The 14,429-nt window shown below is 48.8% G+C and carries 17 protein-coding genes and 1 pseudogene; 8 read left to right on the top strand and 10 right to left on the bottom strand.

Going from position 1 to position 14,429, the window contains the following annotated elements; translation table 11 throughout:
- The first annotated feature begins 311 nt into the window (after positions 1-311).
- Together CRO33_RS18970 and CRO33_RS18975 are read left to right on the top strand one after the other, a co-directional pair.
- Complete coding sequence (locus CRO33_RS18970) at positions 312-599, top strand: metallophosphoesterase (protein ID WP_237449383.1); 288 nt, start codon at positions 312-314, stop codon at positions 597-599.
- Between the two features lie 462 nt (positions 600-1,061).
- Positions 1,062-1,463, top strand: a complete 402-nt coding sequence (locus tag CRO33_RS18975; protein WP_097119223.1) for a hypothetical protein — start codon at positions 1,062-1,064, stop codon at positions 1,461-1,463.
- 360 nt (positions 1,464-1,823) lie between these two features.
- Here CRO33_RS18975 and CRO33_RS18980 read toward each other — a convergent pair whose 3' ends face one another.
- From CRO33_RS18980 to alaE, 5 genes are all read right to left on the bottom strand, one after another.
- The gene (locus CRO33_RS18980; RefSeq protein WP_097119224.1) at positions 1,824-3,458 is read right to left on the bottom strand and encodes a sigma factor-like helix-turn-helix DNA-binding protein; all 1,635 of its coding nucleotides are present in this window, start codon (positions 3,456-3,458) and stop codon (positions 1,824-1,826) included.
- Positions 3,459-3,970: 512 nt separating this feature from the next.
- Positions 3,971-4,711, bottom strand: coding sequence for an SDR family oxidoreductase (locus CRO33_RS18985; RefSeq protein WP_058959698.1), 741 nt, complete (start codon positions 4,709-4,711; stop codon positions 3,971-3,973).
- 394 nt (positions 4,712-5,105) lie between these two features.
- Complete coding sequence (locus tag CRO33_RS18990) at positions 5,106-5,390, bottom strand: biofilm development regulator YmgB/AriR family protein (RefSeq protein WP_097119225.1); 285 nt, start codon at positions 5,388-5,390, stop codon at positions 5,106-5,108.
- 563 nt (positions 5,391-5,953) lie between these two features.
- Entirely contained in the window at positions 5,954-6,130 is a 177-nt protein-coding gene (locus CRO33_RS18995; RefSeq protein WP_369682982.1) for a hypothetical protein, read from the bottom strand.
- A 321-nt stretch (positions 6,131-6,451) separates the two neighbouring features.
- Positions 6,452-6,889 (bottom strand): L-alanine exporter AlaE, encoded by a 438-nt coding sequence (alaE, locus tag CRO33_RS19000; RefSeq protein WP_097119226.1) that lies wholly within the window; start codon positions 6,887-6,889, stop codon positions 6,452-6,454.
- A 258-nt stretch (positions 6,890-7,147) separates the two neighbouring features.
- Here alaE and umuD point away from each other — a divergent pair, with 258 nt between their 5' ends.
- From umuD to CRO33_RS19030, 6 genes and pseudogenes are all read left to right on the top strand, one after another.
- Positions 7,148-7,570 carry a translesion error-prone DNA polymerase V autoproteolytic subunit gene (umuD, locus tag CRO33_RS19005; protein ID WP_034821888.1) on the top strand — a complete coding sequence of 141 codons (423 nt, stop codon included), beginning with the start codon at positions 7,148-7,150 and terminating at the stop codon, positions 7,568-7,570.
- On the top strand, positions 7,570-8,832 hold the full coding sequence (gene umuC, locus CRO33_RS19010; protein ID WP_097119227.1) for a translesion error-prone DNA polymerase V subunit UmuC: 1,263 nt from the start codon (positions 7,570-7,572) through the stop codon (positions 8,830-8,832). The genes umuD and umuC overlap by 1 nt, the downstream gene beginning before the upstream one ends.
- A gap of 154 nt (positions 8,833-8,986) precedes the next feature.
- Complete coding sequence (locus CRO33_RS19015; protein ID WP_097119228.1) at positions 8,987-9,583, top strand: DsrE family protein; 597 nt, start codon at positions 8,987-8,989, stop codon at positions 9,581-9,583.
- Between the two features lie 67 nt (positions 9,584-9,650).
- Positions 9,651-9,836: pseudogene (locus CRO33_RS24870) on the top strand (sigma 54-dependent transcriptional regulator); the annotation flags it as partial.
- A gap of 257 nt (positions 9,837-10,093) precedes the next feature.
- On the top strand, positions 10,094-10,354 hold the full coding sequence (locus CRO33_RS19025; RefSeq protein WP_097119229.1) for a hypothetical protein: 261 nt from the start codon (positions 10,094-10,096) through the stop codon (positions 10,352-10,354).
- A gap of 312 nt (positions 10,355-10,666) precedes the next feature.
- Positions 10,667-10,978: a hypothetical protein gene (locus CRO33_RS19030; protein ID WP_058959704.1), complete on the top strand. Its 312-nt coding sequence runs from the start codon at positions 10,667-10,669 to the stop codon at positions 10,976-10,978.
- 32 nt (positions 10,979-11,010) lie between these two features.
- Here the strand turns inward: CRO33_RS19030 and CRO33_RS19035 are convergent, their stop codons facing one another.
- From CRO33_RS19035 to CRO33_RS24455, 5 genes are all read right to left on the bottom strand, one after another.
- The gene (locus CRO33_RS19035) at positions 11,011-12,069 is read right to left on the bottom strand and encodes a YeiH family putative sulfate export transporter (RefSeq protein ID WP_097119230.1); all 1,059 of its coding nucleotides are present in this window, start codon (positions 12,067-12,069) and stop codon (positions 11,011-11,013) included.
- Between the two features lie 158 nt (positions 12,070-12,227).
- Complete coding sequence (locus CRO33_RS19040; RefSeq protein ID WP_097119231.1) at positions 12,228-12,740, bottom strand: GNAT family N-acetyltransferase; 513 nt, start codon at positions 12,738-12,740, stop codon at positions 12,228-12,230.
- A 169-nt stretch (positions 12,741-12,909) separates the two neighbouring features.
- Positions 12,910-13,593 carry an outer membrane protein gene (locus tag CRO33_RS19045; RefSeq protein ID WP_097119232.1) on the bottom strand — a complete coding sequence of 228 codons (684 nt, stop codon included), beginning with the start codon at positions 13,591-13,593 and terminating at the stop codon, positions 12,910-12,912.
- Between the two features lie 110 nt (positions 13,594-13,703).
- The gene (locus CRO33_RS19050; RefSeq protein WP_202403471.1) at positions 13,704-13,997 is read right to left on the bottom strand and encodes a hypothetical protein; all 294 of its coding nucleotides are present in this window, start codon (positions 13,995-13,997) and stop codon (positions 13,704-13,706) included.
- A gap of 6 nt (positions 13,998-14,003) precedes the next feature.
- Positions 14,004-14,309 (bottom strand): hypothetical protein, encoded by a 306-nt coding sequence (locus tag CRO33_RS24455; protein ID WP_141399036.1) that lies wholly within the window; start codon positions 14,307-14,309, stop codon positions 14,004-14,006.
- Between the last annotated feature and the right edge of the window lie 120 nt (positions 14,310-14,429).

Consider the following 14,429-nt stretch of genomic DNA (forward strand, 5'->3'; position numbering starts at 1 on the left):
ATTTTCGCATCCTTTCATTGTGATTAGCGCCTACTCTTGTGATTGAGACATCCTAATTGAGGAAAAAGTGCTGCGTAGCAGTTATATCACCTGATTACCTAGCCCTGTGCAGGGAGCTTTGCGAAAAATAACGACAAAAACGTGTGATCATGGCACAGAGCAGGCTTGTTCGTTCGAATGGTCCGCTGCGAGCGAGGAGATGAGCATTCGCATCCATACTAATATTAGCTCTAAGCAGTAGGAATTGAACTTAGCGATTCATTGTGATCCTGTTCTTCACAAAATAATTATTTTAGGTCTTTCTGCTGATAATGCAGGTTTCAGATATTCACGCCTCACCCGAAAATGATCATCTACTTCCGTTTGACCAAGTATTAAATTGGCTTATGCATCTGAAACCGGATGTACTGGTGCTTACAGGTGATCTAACCGATGGGCATTGGCAGGAAGCTTATAAACAGATAGCTGACTGCCTAAATCAGCAAAGTTACCCTTCATTGATACTGCCGTGTAATTCAGACGACCGAGGTTTGCGGGCATACCAGCCTACATTTGTGGCTCCGTCTGCGCGGCTAATCCTATCTGGTTTGGAACAGTAAATGTCCCCTATGCGAATGCCCCGCCAGCATTGATGATAGACAGCTATGTCGATAACTCTATTACTAGTGACTACGTTGGGGTTTAACTAGCATTCAGTAAACGTATAGATCTCATAGAGATCGACCTGATCGCCAGTGATTAACGCATAATGTTGCGAGGGAACAATATCCGCTGTTGGCACACAGCGGACCATCTGACTGAGCTGAATGTCTGCTGAGAGCGAGGAACGGACGTCAGGCGTAGCTATCACAACTGATGTTCAATAACTAGATTCGTACTGAGTAAATCAAAGCGGAGAATGTCTCTATCGCTCTGTCCGAGCAATTTTTTTGCCTGCAAATATATCTGATCATTGATGCTGGCTGATCTAGTATTGTTTGATGCATACTCACAACATAAATATCAGGCTTTCGCTTTACATTTCAACAAATGGCAATATTCATAAATAAATGGAGGTGTTCATGGGCTGGGAACTTCATATCGTAAGAACAGAAAATTGGTTTGATAGTTCAAATGATCCAATTACGAGTGAAGAATGGCTTCAGCTCGTTTATAATGATGAAGAATTATCAATTGATAATAAGAATGGTGATTTCTTTGCTACATGGAATGTCCATCAACCACATAATGAACCTTGGCTCGAATGGTATGATGGACGAATTTACACCAAGCAACCCTGTGAGGCCCTGTATTGTAAGATGTTGCAGATCGCGGTCAAGTTAGATGCCGTCGTTGTCGATGATGATGATCGCAAATATTTATTACCGAGTGATTTGATGAATCCATCTTGGGCTAATTCATCGGCTGACACTGAAAAGAAAAGTTCTTTATGGCGTAAGGTGATTTCAAGGTTATTTCCATAATAATTAAAGCTTAGCGGCGTAAATAAATACGTAAAGGTTCGATTGCTTGATCTTTTTTTCTATTGGAATTTTCTGGTGCTTGTAGATTTAGAAACTGTATTTTTCAGTTGGCCTGCGAACCATAATTAACATATCTCAATGTCAGCTCCTGGCACGTAGCGGAAATGCCTGTAGGACTGTGGGGTCCGAAGTGAGCGCTCGGCGGAAGCTGGTAACGGTTCTAACCACTGATGATGGCATTACTAAAATCGCGGTGCATTAATCCGCGGGGAGCAAGTCATGATAGCTGGAGAGACTTTTTTTATATCGACCTCGTGATTCACTATTCGAGATATAATTCATGAAAATACATCTTTGGTTCTATTCTCCTATTCGTGCATGTGGAGCGCTGTGTGTCATTTCACTGTGCTGCCAATGTAGAGCGCACGATCTTTTGGGCTTGATGCTATATGCCCCGTCAAATTCGGCATCTGACTGAATTATATAGGCCGTGATATCGAATCGCTTCAGACCGTGCTGCGCGCGTAAATTTATCAAGTCACTCCAAGTTATAACGCCATGCTCTTTCAGTTCGTTATCCAGCAACGCCACAATGGAAACGGGGATTTGGTAATCCTCGACCTGACGAAGCGTATGCCGAAGACTCATCACTAACCAACCCCATCCACGGGCGTGCGCCCATGTTCGTCCTGCATTTGATTTGACCCGGTTGATGCTTAGCGCCATTCTGTCTGTCGGTTTTATCTCTATAAGCAAGCCACGGCCGTCTACCGTAGCGATGAACAGATCTGGGTAATAATATCGATTTCTCCCCCCGAAGGTATAGGGGATGACGGCTGGCTGTTCCTGATAATAGTCTATCTGTTCACTACGTTCCAGCAGTGTCAATATTTCAAGCTCAAGCCCGGATTCGTATTGCACCATACGGTCGAGTTTCTCAGAGTAGAAATTACCGGCAATATCCGAATCGTTGACCAGACGCTGGTTTGTAAGCTGCTCAGTGGGTGGGGGCGGTGTGATGGCCTCTGGCCATTCACTGTCATTCAACCAACCGGTGATGACAGATTCGGTTCTTTCCATTACTGCTCGATTGCGGTTCTGCTTACGCAATTGCGCCTTGTGTGACCGCTCTATAGCGGGCAACAATGCGGTCACTTCAGTTACTTTCTGAACGGTGAAACCGGCAGTGCGAAGAATGAACTTCGCTGCCAGTCTAAGCGGAATGACGAAATCAAAACGAACTGTATTGAACAACCACAATGCCAATTCATCGGTGGAGGTAGAAGCTGGCTCCAGCAGTTTTTTCAGTGCTGAGCCATATGTGCCCTCATAGCGTGCGCGTGCTGCTAAACGTTTAAATCCTCGTTCCTGAATTTGACGCACTCTCTCCCTGGATACGCCCCATTCCTCTCCAATTTCAGCCAATGTGTGGGGCTGATCGTCTACACCGAGGCGCATTTCAAGCGCGTTCCGATCACGCTCTTTGGGCAAATTTGCCACTGCAGCACTGACGAGCATCAGTACATCGGCGTCAGTGGCGTTATCTGCCGGGAACTCTGTGTATACGTTAAGCTCATGGCTTTTATCCGGCGCTTGTAGGTTGCCAGCGCCACTTGTTGATTGCTGACCATCAGGTGTTGGTTGTAATGTTAAGTTTCGGGCAGAAACGACACCCTTGCGGATAACAGGTGCCGGACAAATTGCTTGAACCAGCGAATGGAGATCGACATCTCCCTTCTCGCGCATATAGATGGCTAGCACTTCCACCGCATGAATATGGCTTGCCGGTTTGTCTGCCGATGGGATCAAACGCATTGCTGCTGCAGTTATGCTGCCGGAGGTGCGCTGGTGGAGCTTTGCAAGTTGAGTCGTAGTGTGTCCGCATTTGATCCCATTGACCAGTTCAAGAAACTCTCGGTACTCCCAGGGTGCGCCATGCCGGGCCGGCAAGCGTTTGGACTCTTCAGACTCAGATGCAGCTTTAAGCTCGGTCATTATCGTTTACTACCTGCTCCATGCGGGAAAAATATTCCACTTTGATGCTTGGTATTTGCCATTGCAACTTTTGTGTTTGGCATAACTGGCACGAATAATATCACTTCAGATTGCAGTTAATTACGTTAGGTATGTATGAAAGGGGTCAAGGTATCATTCAATCTGTACGTTTTGATATAGAAGCCAGACCTTGACTACCTCTAACCTAGCATCAAAGTTGTAGGCTTGTCAGTATTATCGGGAAAACCCACACTGGCAAAAGGACTGCCATGGCCATGCTGCTTTTTAATCAACTGGCCTACATATTTAACACGAATTGCCTGTTCAGCGATGCGTCCGACAAACTCTGATCGCTTACTTTCTGGATCGCTGTTTACTGTGCGGATGAAAGTGCGTGTGCTACTTCCGTTGTTGGCACGGAGCGGACATCTACAACAGCCAAGATCCACTGTGAGCGAACAGCAGACTTTATTGAATCTACTCGATAGATTTCATAACTCCTTATAGACACATCAGTAATGTACCAGCCCGCCATCTACAGCATACTGACTGCCAGTAACATAGGATGCGTCATCGGACAGGAGGAAGAGTGCAACCGCAGCGGCTTCTTCTGCTGTGCCTGCGCGACCTAAAGGAACCTGGCTTACCACGAAATCTTCAAACTGCTGACGCGACTCCTCTGGCATAAAGTGCCTGAAATTAGTTTCAATTGGACCTGGCACTAAAGTGTTGGCGCGAATGCCACGTTCCGCCAGCGCAGATGCCCAGCTTTTGACCATGGCGATAACGGCACCTTTCGTCGCTGCATACAGGCTTGTCATAGCCGCACCTTCGTAAGTTGAAGAGGACGAAGTAACCAGAACGGATGCACCTGAATTAAGTGATTTTGATAGGGCGGCAAGCTGTAGCATCGGGCCGCGCACATTTGCGTTCATCATACGATTAAAAGAATCCGCCGTTACAGATTCCGGAGAACTGACCTCCGCGAAGCCAGCATTGAGCCATAATCCATCAAGTGAACCCCAATCGCTAATAGCTTCCTTTAGCGTATTGATGTCAACTTCGCTTGCAGAGTCACTTTTCAAAATAAGCGATGTTTTAGGCAGCAGAGTACGGGCGCGTTCCAGTCTTTCTTCACTGAGCCCTGTAATAGCTACATCACCACCCTCAGCGATAATGCGCAGCGCGCCTGCCAGTCCCATGCCACTTGTACCACCAGTGATCAGTATACGTTTACCCTGAAACCTGCCCATGCTTAGTCCTTTTTTTGGCGGAGGAATGAGCATTTACCTTACGTAAACAGAACACTGTTCGTCATCCATTTCATTACGCAACTAAGGCATTGCTGATTGAACTACAGCTTCTGGTACGGAATGGACCAACTGGCGAGATGTCAGGTCGGCTTTCAGCGTGAAGCAGATCTTGTCTTTCCGGCGCGAACAGCGTCGAAATTTGCAGGCGCCTAATATGACCTCACTAAATAAGGTGACAGAAAATCCTCCACTTCGTGTTTGTCGATACCTGGCGCGTATAGCTGATACCTGCATTCTTTAAAATATTGAGTGCTTACCGTCTGTTTCCTTGATGTGGGGCTTCTGTCGCAACAATATCAATGGCCGAGGATGTGCTTAGCCTTCATAAACACTGTTACCAGTTGAAGTATGCCCAGCGTTCCGCTTCACCGGGAGTCATCCCGACCACGATTTTTAGGGCGTTGAGTAACAGATCGATTTGCACGGGATCAGAGGCCTTCTGCACTTCAGTGATCAATTGCAAAATCACGGCACCGTTGGTGACTCTCACGCCACGTTGGGTGATTTCACGCGCGGCCGCTTCAATCACAACGGTTTCAGCAGTGGCTTTGTCGCGAAGCGCATCTAAGTGAAGGAAAGACTTCGCGCTATTAGTTGACTGTTGTGCGCTCTGATACATGATTTTATCCCTTATGTCCGCTACTCAAACGTCATTGTGGTCAGGCTGTAACGTATAACAATCGCAATCTATTAGTAGAGTGCGGGTTCTGTACAGGGTGTAATTTCGACTCATGTCGAAACCACATATGAAATAAATTTAGCGCATTTTGTCAAAATTGGGAGGGCGGTTATCACCAAAAACCGTTCTGGCATCGTCGATAAATCTTACCAGAACAATTTATGCTCAAAGGCATCTTCGATGTTTGCGGTTTGTTATGCGGGGATGTTTTACGTGGAGTGTATTATCAGCTTATGCCTGATAACTCAGTTGCTTCGCCAGTGGTGTAGCGAAAGACTGATTCTGGCAACTCATTTTGAGAGTGTCGTCCCTGACAGTGTCTCCGGCCGGTATACGCTTACGCGTAACCGATGAGGTCATCCGCTTCGTCGTCTTCCGGCCGGAACCGGATTACGTCCTTTGGCTTCAGTTCATTAATCGTTAATTCAGTTCATTATTCAGGCTAACTAAGGTTTGCAAATAAGGTATTTGCTCCTCGGCGACTGAAGATGACTCAAAGCTCATTAACCAGTTTCTGGCTTAGCGATTTGAGTCAAGCGGTCAATATTATTCTCTGATTTAGACATCAAACCAAGCTGTGAAAAAAGGTTTGCAACACTGATGTCCTTTCGACATAAAGCAAGGCTTAATGCGGCTTCACCAATGATAATATGGCTTTTTTCATGATCTTGAAATAACAATGAAAATCCTCCATCAGATCGAATTAATGACAACCTCAATTTAAACTTAGAAGCTATTTTCAATATTGCATTACGACTCGTCTTAATAATGTCATGGTGTGGATTTTTATGATCAATAAAAGCGGAGCCTTTAAATATTCAATCTGGCGTTTCCATCATGCGGAATGGGGGGGCATTTTTAATACAGCGTGAGGCACTGGCTTTAATGATTTTATAAAAAACGGATTATTTATGTGGGAAAAGTGCCTGTTCATCAAAAGGTTAACACACCCTTTCACAGGCTATTCGAATAATTTTTGTTCGCTTCCGGTTGAGAATCATTTAGCTATCCAATGACATCGGCTTTTCTCCGCCCGGCGGCAAACCAAACAACCCCCGCACCCAATTTAGAAACGCGCCATAAGGCCTTCCCAAACATAGCATCATCAACGCAGCACCGAGCGTCCCACGCACCAGTCCACTGCCTGATGCACCGCTAAAAGCAATGATTGCTGCATAGATCGGCACCTGAAAACTCACCAGCGCGATACTGTCCCACAGCAGTTTCGAAACCCGGCCCGATCCCGCACGCTGCATTACCCAATCGCGCCACAAGCCATAAGGGCGGGCAACCGGCACCATCAAAACGGCACCAATCAAACGGGCATGCAGGACCTGATCCCACGCCATGCCGGCGATCCATCGTTCATTAATCATGCCCGTCGTGGTGAAAAATAAAATCAGTGCAGTGGTATCCGCAATAAAGGCCGTTCGGCGCATGCGCTGGTCTTGAGGTTGAGGCAAAGTGCATTTCCTATATGAAGTCGTGAGAAAAACAGTCGTTCAACTTTGTAGCGAACCCTCCTTTCACCCTAGCCCAAAACCACCGCAGCACATCCATCTCACCGTTAAAACCCGCCAAAACTAAATCTCCTTTCCTGCCAACTGCTTTGCATCATCCCGAAGGATCCCGCTTGATCAAACAACCCGATCAGTAATACTGTATTTATATACAGTATATTTTCGAAGGCCATCATTATGGTGTTTTATCAACCGGCGGAACTCCGCGCCATCCTCAGTTTGCCCTTGTTTATCAGTCGTGTGCCGTGCGGTTTCCCGTCACCGGCGCAGGATTACGTTGAGCAGCGTATTGACCTCAATGATCTCTGCGTCACGCATCCCAGCGCCACTTACTTCATCAAAGTCAGCGGTGATTCGATGATTGAGGGCGGAATCAGTGATGGCGATATGCTGATCGTCGATAGTGCTGTAGAACCTGAGCAGGGTGATGTGGTGGTGGCTGCTATCGCGGGGGAATTCACGGTGAAGCAGCTGATGCTGAAGCCTTGCTTGCACCTCAAACCGATGAATGCGGCACACGCCATCATTCCCATTCCCGACCCGGATCAGTTTGAGATTTTCGGTGTTGTTAAACATGTCATCAAAACGCTGAGACGGTAATGTTTGCGCTGGTGGATGTGAACTCATTCTATGCCTCGTGTGAGACGGTATTCAGGCCGGATCTCAAAGGCAAGCCGGTGATTGTGTTAAGCAACAACGATGGCTGCGTCATCGCACGTTCGGCCGAGGCCAAGAAGCTGGATATCGGCATGGGCGGCCCCTATTTCAAAATCAAAGATGTGTTGCGTCGCCATAACGTGCATGTGTTCAGCTCTAACTATGCGCTCTACGCCGATATGAGTCTGCGCGTGATGACGATACTGGAAGAGATGGCACCCGCCGTTGAGATCTACTCCATCGATGAAGCGTTTATGAACCTGACGGGCGTGCGGAATTGCCGCGTGCTGGAAGAGTTCGGACGGGAAATCCAGCAGCGGGTGAAACGCGAAACGCATCTGGCGGTGGGGGTGGGGATCGCGCCCACCAAAACCCTCGCCAAGCTGGCTAACCATGCCGCTAAGAAATGGAGTAAAACCGGCGGCGTGCTGGATCTCTCCAACCTTGAGCGGCAAAAGAAGTTAATGGCGTTAGTCGATGTGGCGGATGTGTGGGGCGTAGGGCGTCGTATCAGCAAGAAGCTGAATGCCATGGGCATCACCACCGCGCTGGATTTATCGGAGCAGAGCACCTGGGTGATCCGTAAGCACTTCAATGTGGTACTGGAGCGCACCGTGCGCGAGCTGCGCGGTGAGCCCTGTCTCGAACTGGAAGAGTTTGCGCCCGTGAAGCAGCAGATTGTCTGCTCACGCTCGTTTGCGGGACGTATCACGGAGTACGCCGATATGCGTGAAGCGGTGTGCAACTATGCCGTGCGCGCCGCCGAAAAGTTGCGTGGCGAACGGCAGTATTGTCGACAGATCGGCGTGTTTATTCGCACCAGCCCGCATGCGGAGGGTGAAATCTTTTACGGTAATCAGGCGATCATTAAAGTACTAACGCCCACCAATGACAGCCGCGATATTATCCGCGTGGCCACCGAGGCGCTGGATCGCATCTGGCGGGAAGGGTGCCGCTATATGAAAGCGGGGGTAATGTTAGGTGACTTCTTCAGTCAGGGTGTGGCGCAGCTCAATTTGTTTGATGACATCCAGCCGCAGGCGAATAGCGAAACGCTGATGCGGGTGATCGATGGCATTAATCAAAGCGGGAAAGGGAAGCTATGGTTCGCCGGACAAGGAATCCAGAAATCCTGGGCGATGAAGCGTGAGATGTTATCTCCGGCGTATACCACCCGATACGCAGATCTCCCGGTGGCGAAGTAAATAGCGGATTAGCGCATAACATGAGCCGCCACTTTTTACCGGGCGTTAGGAAATGGCTGAATATGCCCGTATACCGCCACGATAAGCCGACAAAATGCCAATCCATGCCATACTTGGCAAGGCCGATTTTTCACGATGTCGCGGGGGAAAAGAGATGCGTTCAGTGGTGATTAGCGCAGTTGTCGCAGTAGCGGGTGGGGCATGCGGTGCCTTACTCAGCCAAAATGAAACCCTCTTTGCCGCGAAAGTGAGTGCCCCACCTTCCGATCCCGCCATCAACTGGACCACGCCCGCTATTGCCGGTTACGGCAAAGTGCACTATGACGCCAGCAGCGCATTCCAGCCCAGCAGTGCGCTGAGTAACAAAGTGGTCTTCAAAGTCAGTCGTGGCGCGGAAGAACGCAGTCAGGTGAATCCGGCGCTGGAGCATGTGGCACAAGTGGTGAATACCTATGTGGCGGCCGGCGTGCCGGCAAAGCAGTTAAAATTTGTGGTAGCGGTGAATGGCGAAGCGACGCCCGCGATGCTGGAAAACACCCGTTTTCGACAGCTGTTTGGTGTGGATAATCCCAACCTTGCGCTGATATCGGCGCTGGAACAGCAGGGCGTCAAAGTCACGGTGTGCGATCAGGCGCTGGCCTGGCATCACTACGAACCCCAATGGATTGCAGATTCAGTGATCCATACACCTTCTGCACTTACCACGATGACCACGCTGCAAAATCAGGGGTACGCTTTACTGAGTATGTGATGCGTTTGTGGCTTTGCTGTCCCTGGCATGAACCTCAACGCCCTTATTGTGGCTTCTGTCAAAGGCTCTCTTCGATCAAAAACAACTCGAAACCGGGCTGGAAGTGTGCCAACACACCTCAACATTATCTGAAGCAGGACGACATTTATTTTCGGTCTCGCGGCAGCATAAAAAGCAGCCGAATGATGCCGATCGCTTACGTAAATACCTCATGCGCTTCGGGCTGAATTGGGAAGATATCCAGAAAAAATGAATACCGTTCTTTGCGCCGCTGAAAGGAAATTTCCTGTGAGGTAGCTTCATACAGCTGAAATGTTTAAATCGTGCTGCGCTTCAAATTGTCACCAAACCTGAGGTGTTTTTTTCCTGGTATTGATGTTAGGTTTAATTAAAAAATTAATTAAATCAATGGAGATACCATCCAGGAATAGACTGTTTTTTCTTCAAGACGCTGTAAATTGCGCGGCGATTTTGCTTTAATTAACTGACGTAGCAAGATGAGAGGACAGCATGACAAAAGCCTATATAACAAAATATGCATTAACCCGGGGCATCTACATCGCAGAAGGTGAACTCAAAAGTGATGGCGAGGTATTTGTACAGCGCCGCGATCGTGAGTACAACTTTGAGCAGTTTTTTAAGAAAAAAGAGTTTCAGTTAACCGAAGAAGAAGCGCTGGCGCGTGCGGATAAAATGCGTGCGGTGCAACTTAAAAAGTTGGCGAAGGAATATCAAAAACTCAGTGAGCTTGAATTTACGATTAAACCGTGATCAAGATCGAATATGAAAATGCTAATATATTGATTATTATTGGTTCTATTATTAAATTGGCTATCTGAAAGAAATTCGTTAAGGTTTCGATAAAATAATGAAATCCCATTTCAATATCTGTCCCAAAGTGATGTGAAACGCCGCCTGCGGGCGGCTTTTTTAATGGTCTCAGCGCGTGAAAATTGCGCACTATTGTTGAAATAAAGCCCGAAAACGTAACAATAGCGAAGCGGCGAAAGGTATTGCCGATTATGTTAATTCACAGACTTAGGTTACTGTAATATTACGGACCAATAATAAGCAGAGGTTCGCGTGCGCGAAAACGAGATCGATATCAATTATTACGCCACCGAAATCCGGAAATTAGCAGCAGCACATCAGGCCGGAGAAACGCTGAGTGATGTAAAGGCCAGGGTGGATAGCCTTATTCAGCGAATGAAGGAGAGTCTTGGTAGTGATAAAGCCTGGCAGGCGAAGAATTGGGAGGCACTGTTGGATCAGTTGAATATCTATTTGACTAACAAGGTTGATCCGAAGTGGATGACGGTGATCTCTCATGCCAAATTCCGCATTAAAAGCCGCAGACAGACCGCCATCTATTCACGAAAACACTTCAAACAATAAGGCTTTTGCCGCCCGGTCGGGCGGCAAATAAGTTATCCAAGCCAATGGTGGATAGTGAGATTAATCGCGCCGCCGCCGACAATCAGCCAGATAAACAACATCAAACCTAATAACAGCGGACGCAGACCGGCTCGCTTCAGCTGACTGATATGGGTGGTAAGACCCAGTGCGGCCATCGCCATGGCGAGCAGCACGTTATCCAGCTGATTAATGACCGCAATCGCCGAGGCGGGAATCAGATGCGCTGAGTTAAACAGCGCCACCAGAATGAACGCCAGTGCAAACCATGGGAAAGTAATACGCTGTTTTTCCCCGCTGGTGGCCGGTGCGCTGCGGCGTACCATCACTCCAATCACCACCAGGAACGGTGCCAGCATCATTACGCGCAGCATTTTGGCGATCACCGCCGCATTTTCTGTTTCCGGGCTAATGGCATGTCCGGCCGCCACCACCTGCGCCACTTCATGCATGGTCGAACCGGTGTAAATACCAAATTCACTCAGGCTCAGGCCCGGCAGTAATGGCGAAACGCTATGCCAAATCAGCGGGTAAAGGAAAATCGCCAGTGTACCGAAGATCACCACAGTCGCGACCGCCACCGCCACTTTGGACGATTCGGCTTTAATCACCGGTTCGGTCGCCAATACGGCGGCGGCACCGCAAATACTGCTACCTGCACCAATCAACCACGCGGTTTCACGATCCAGTTTCAGGATTTTACGTCCCAGCCAGCAGGCGAGGGTAAAGGTGCTGGTCAGCATCAGTACATCAATCACCACACCGCTGACGCCGACATCCAGCACCTGCTGGAAGGTGAGACGGAAGCCATAAAGGATAATGCCGAGACGCAGCAGTTTCTGTTTGGCAAACTGTACGCCCGCGTCGCAGTGACCGTGCACCGTCGGGAAGAGCGTGTTGCCGATAATGATCCCGCCGATGATGGCCAGCGTCAGGGCGCCTAACCCCAGCTGCGCGACCGACGGCAGATTACCGAGCCATGCCGTTGCCAGCGCAATGGCCGCCGTAAGCAGCAAACCGGGCGCGAAATGCGCCATACCCTGTGAGTGTTTGTGTAGAGAGATATCAGCCATAACGCCTCCTGTGTTGCCGTTATGATGCGGAGAGATGGCTTGAAAGAAAAACTGATTATATCGTTAGAACAAATCTGAATAAGTGGTAAAGACGGGGATGAACGCAGATAAAGGCGGAGAGGGCGCGGCGAAATCGGAGTTCGCGGCGCCTTGTCGGGTTAAATCACCATACCCAAAATTTGCAGTGTGCTGCGCTGCGAGGCGGTGACGAACGGGATGTCTTTGATGTGCTGCATGCCAAAGGCTTCCCAAAACTTACGTGCACGCACGTTTTCAGCCATCACTTCCAGCCACATGTAACCTTCCTGCTTCTCACGGGCTTCATTTATGATGCTTTGGAACATGATTTTGCCGAAGTTCTTACCGGTGTGATCGGGATTCAGGTAGAGCTTATTCAACATGGCGCCCGTCATGCCGGAATCAGGAACCGGTGTATTCCAGGTGACCTTGGCAAAACCTACCGGGTGATCGGTCTCGGCGATCAGCCAGCTCTCGTTTTCCGCCGCGAGGCTGCTGTGCAGCACCGTCAGGCCATATTCTTTATCGATAAACGCATCCATTTCGTCAGTGGAAACCCACATATGTTTGAAATGCGCGCTGTAGGTCATGCGTCCCAGCTGATGAAGCAGTTCCGCGTCCTCGGCCTGAGCCTTGCGTATGGTGAAATTCATGTAAGATGTCCTGTTATCCGTCCCTATTGATGGTCGTGCAGCCAAACGTTCCATCGCTGACTTTTCAGCAGGGTACTTTAACAGGGAGAGACGGTTCCGACACATGCTAAGTGTGGAATCAGAATAGTGATGCGCCCTCCGACTGGAGAGCGCAGGGATGCGTAAGGCATCAGAACAAATAACGGGCTCCCAGAACAAACTGGTTTTCTACCAGATGCGCTTTCATTTGCTCATCTTTAAGGCCACGAGCGTTCCCGAATGTATTGTATCCGCTCTCTATTTTGCCCATATCCACATAACGGTAGCCAAGGTCCAGGCTCACCTGCTCAATCGGCGTGTAGCTAATACCGGCGCCGACACTGTAGGTCAGGTTGTTTTGCGTGGTTGAAGCATACTGACGAGAGGAGTTGCCTTGCCAACCGCCTGCTTTGATTTTACTGACGCCGACGCCTGCGGTGCCGTACAACGCAACGTTATAGCCGATTTGATAGTCACGATACACGTTCAGCATCAAGCGCTGGACATCGGTTTGCAGATGGTTATAGCTGGAAGTGAAAGTCGATGAACCACTGGTGAATTCGGATTTCTGACCAAAGGTATATTCGCCTTCCGTGCGCCAGCCATTGCCCCATTGATAACCGGCTGCAAGCGCTGCCGCGCCGTTATGTGCCTTTTCATTGCCTGTAACAAATTGCCCCACGCCAGGACGTGCGCTGGTATCCATCTCTTTGGCACGTTGTTCACTTTGCAGATATTTTGCAGAGGCGTAATAGCCCTCACTGGTTTCTGCTGCAACAGCGCTGCCCGCAGCAAACAGCATTGGCATAGCAAAGATTAACGCATTAAGTTTCATATGATTCCGTTCTCATTCTTTATCAGGTAGAGAACGCATCATAAGAAAGGCCAATCACGAGAAAAATTCGGTTGAATACTTAGGCAACCTGGTAGAGTTACGTAAGGTAGCTAAGAGCCTAAACGCAAGGTTTCAGCGCGCCTGGCGGTCTCATAAACGTATTGCAGCATCGGCTCTAAATCGGCATCCGGCCCGGAGCTGATAATTTTGCCACGCAGCCACTCAATTTCGCTGGTGATGTCGGGATGGAAAATGGTGTTGTTCTGCGCGTTACGCAGCCATTTCAGCAGAAAGTTATTCTTGCCGCGCACGCCGGCGGGTTTGCGCGTTTTTGCATTGATCTTCAGCGCCACCAAGATGCAGTAATAGAAATGCACGCGCTGACTGTAGCTCTGGGGGATCATAGGCTGTTACCCGCCATGACATCGCAAAAGTGTGAACCTGATCGGATTTTCATCGTCCTGAATGCCTGCCTGAAAGCGCCATTTGGCGCAGATATGGGCCTTTATCGGCCTTTTTTCCGCCTTGAATCGCGCGGTAACCGCACCATAAGCCAATCGGCGGCGCGGATGCAAGTAAGGAAAATCTGGTAAATGAGGCGTCACCAGGGAAAGAGGGCGGGCAAAATTTAAGGTCTTAAAAAAGCGAAGCGTTATAAAAGGAAAGGGGGGCGATTTTTTGCCGTTGCAAAGACCTGAAACAGACACTTTTCTCATGCATTAACCCACTGTGCCTGGCAAAACTGTGATCTCCGTCTAGACTTAATGCTGACGATGTTCGCAGTCAGGTTGCTGTGTTGGCTATAAAGTTGTGCGTTTGTGGAGAGTTACCTATCG

Source organism: Pantoea sp. GL120224-02, assembly GCF_900215395.1.
Lineage (GTDB): Bacteria > Pseudomonadota > Gammaproteobacteria > Enterobacterales > Enterobacteriaceae > Pantoea > Pantoea communis.

Bases quoted from the DNA above. Each gene is read 5' to 3' on its own strand.
- CRO33_RS18970 (WP_237449383.1), top strand. From the start codon at position 312: ATGCAGGTTTCAGATATTCACGCCTCACCCGAAAATGATCATCTACTT.
- CRO33_RS18975 (WP_097119223.1), top strand. From the start codon at position 1,062: ATGGGCTGGGAACTTCATATCGTAAGAACAGAAAATTGGTTTGATAGT.
- CRO33_RS18980 (WP_097119224.1), bottom strand. From the start codon at position 3,458: ATGACCGAGCTTAAAGCTGCATCTGAGTCTGAAGAGTCCAAACGCTTG.
- CRO33_RS18985 (WP_058959698.1), bottom strand. From the start codon at position 4,711: ATGGGCAGGTTTCAGGGTAAACGTATACTGATCACTGGTGGTACAAGT.
- CRO33_RS18990 (WP_097119225.1), bottom strand. From the start codon at position 5,390: ATGTATCAGAGCGCACAACAGTCAACTAATAGCGCGAAGTCTTTCCTT.
- alaE (WP_097119226.1), bottom strand. From the start codon at position 6,889: ATGCGCCGAACGGCCTTTATTGCGGATACCACTGCACTGATTTTATTT.
- umuD (WP_034821888.1), top strand. From the start codon at position 7,148: ATGGTGTTTTATCAACCGGCGGAACTCCGCGCCATCCTCAGTTTGCCC.
- umuC (WP_097119227.1), top strand. From the start codon at position 7,570: ATGTTTGCGCTGGTGGATGTGAACTCATTCTATGCCTCGTGTGAGACG.
- CRO33_RS19015 (WP_097119228.1), top strand. From the start codon at position 8,987: ATGCGTTCAGTGGTGATTAGCGCAGTTGTCGCAGTAGCGGGTGGGGCA.
- CRO33_RS19025 (WP_097119229.1), top strand. From the start codon at position 10,094: ATGACAAAAGCCTATATAACAAAATATGCATTAACCCGGGGCATCTAC.
- CRO33_RS19035 (WP_097119230.1), bottom strand. From the start codon at position 12,069: ATGGCTGATATCTCTCTACACAAACACTCACAGGGTATGGCGCATTTC.
- CRO33_RS19040 (WP_097119231.1), bottom strand. From the start codon at position 12,740: ATGAATTTCACCATACGCAAGGCTCAGGCCGAGGACGCGGAACTGCTT.
- CRO33_RS19045 (WP_097119232.1), bottom strand. From the start codon at position 13,593: ATGAAACTTAATGCGTTAATCTTTGCTATGCCAATGCTGTTTGCTGCG.
- CRO33_RS19050 (WP_202403471.1), bottom strand. From the start codon at position 13,997: ATGATCCCCCAGAGCTACAGTCAGCGCGTGCATTTCTATTACTGCATC.
- CRO33_RS24455 (WP_141399036.1), bottom strand. From the start codon at position 14,309: ATGAGAAAAGTGTCTGTTTCAGGTCTTTGCAACGGCAAAAAATCGCCC.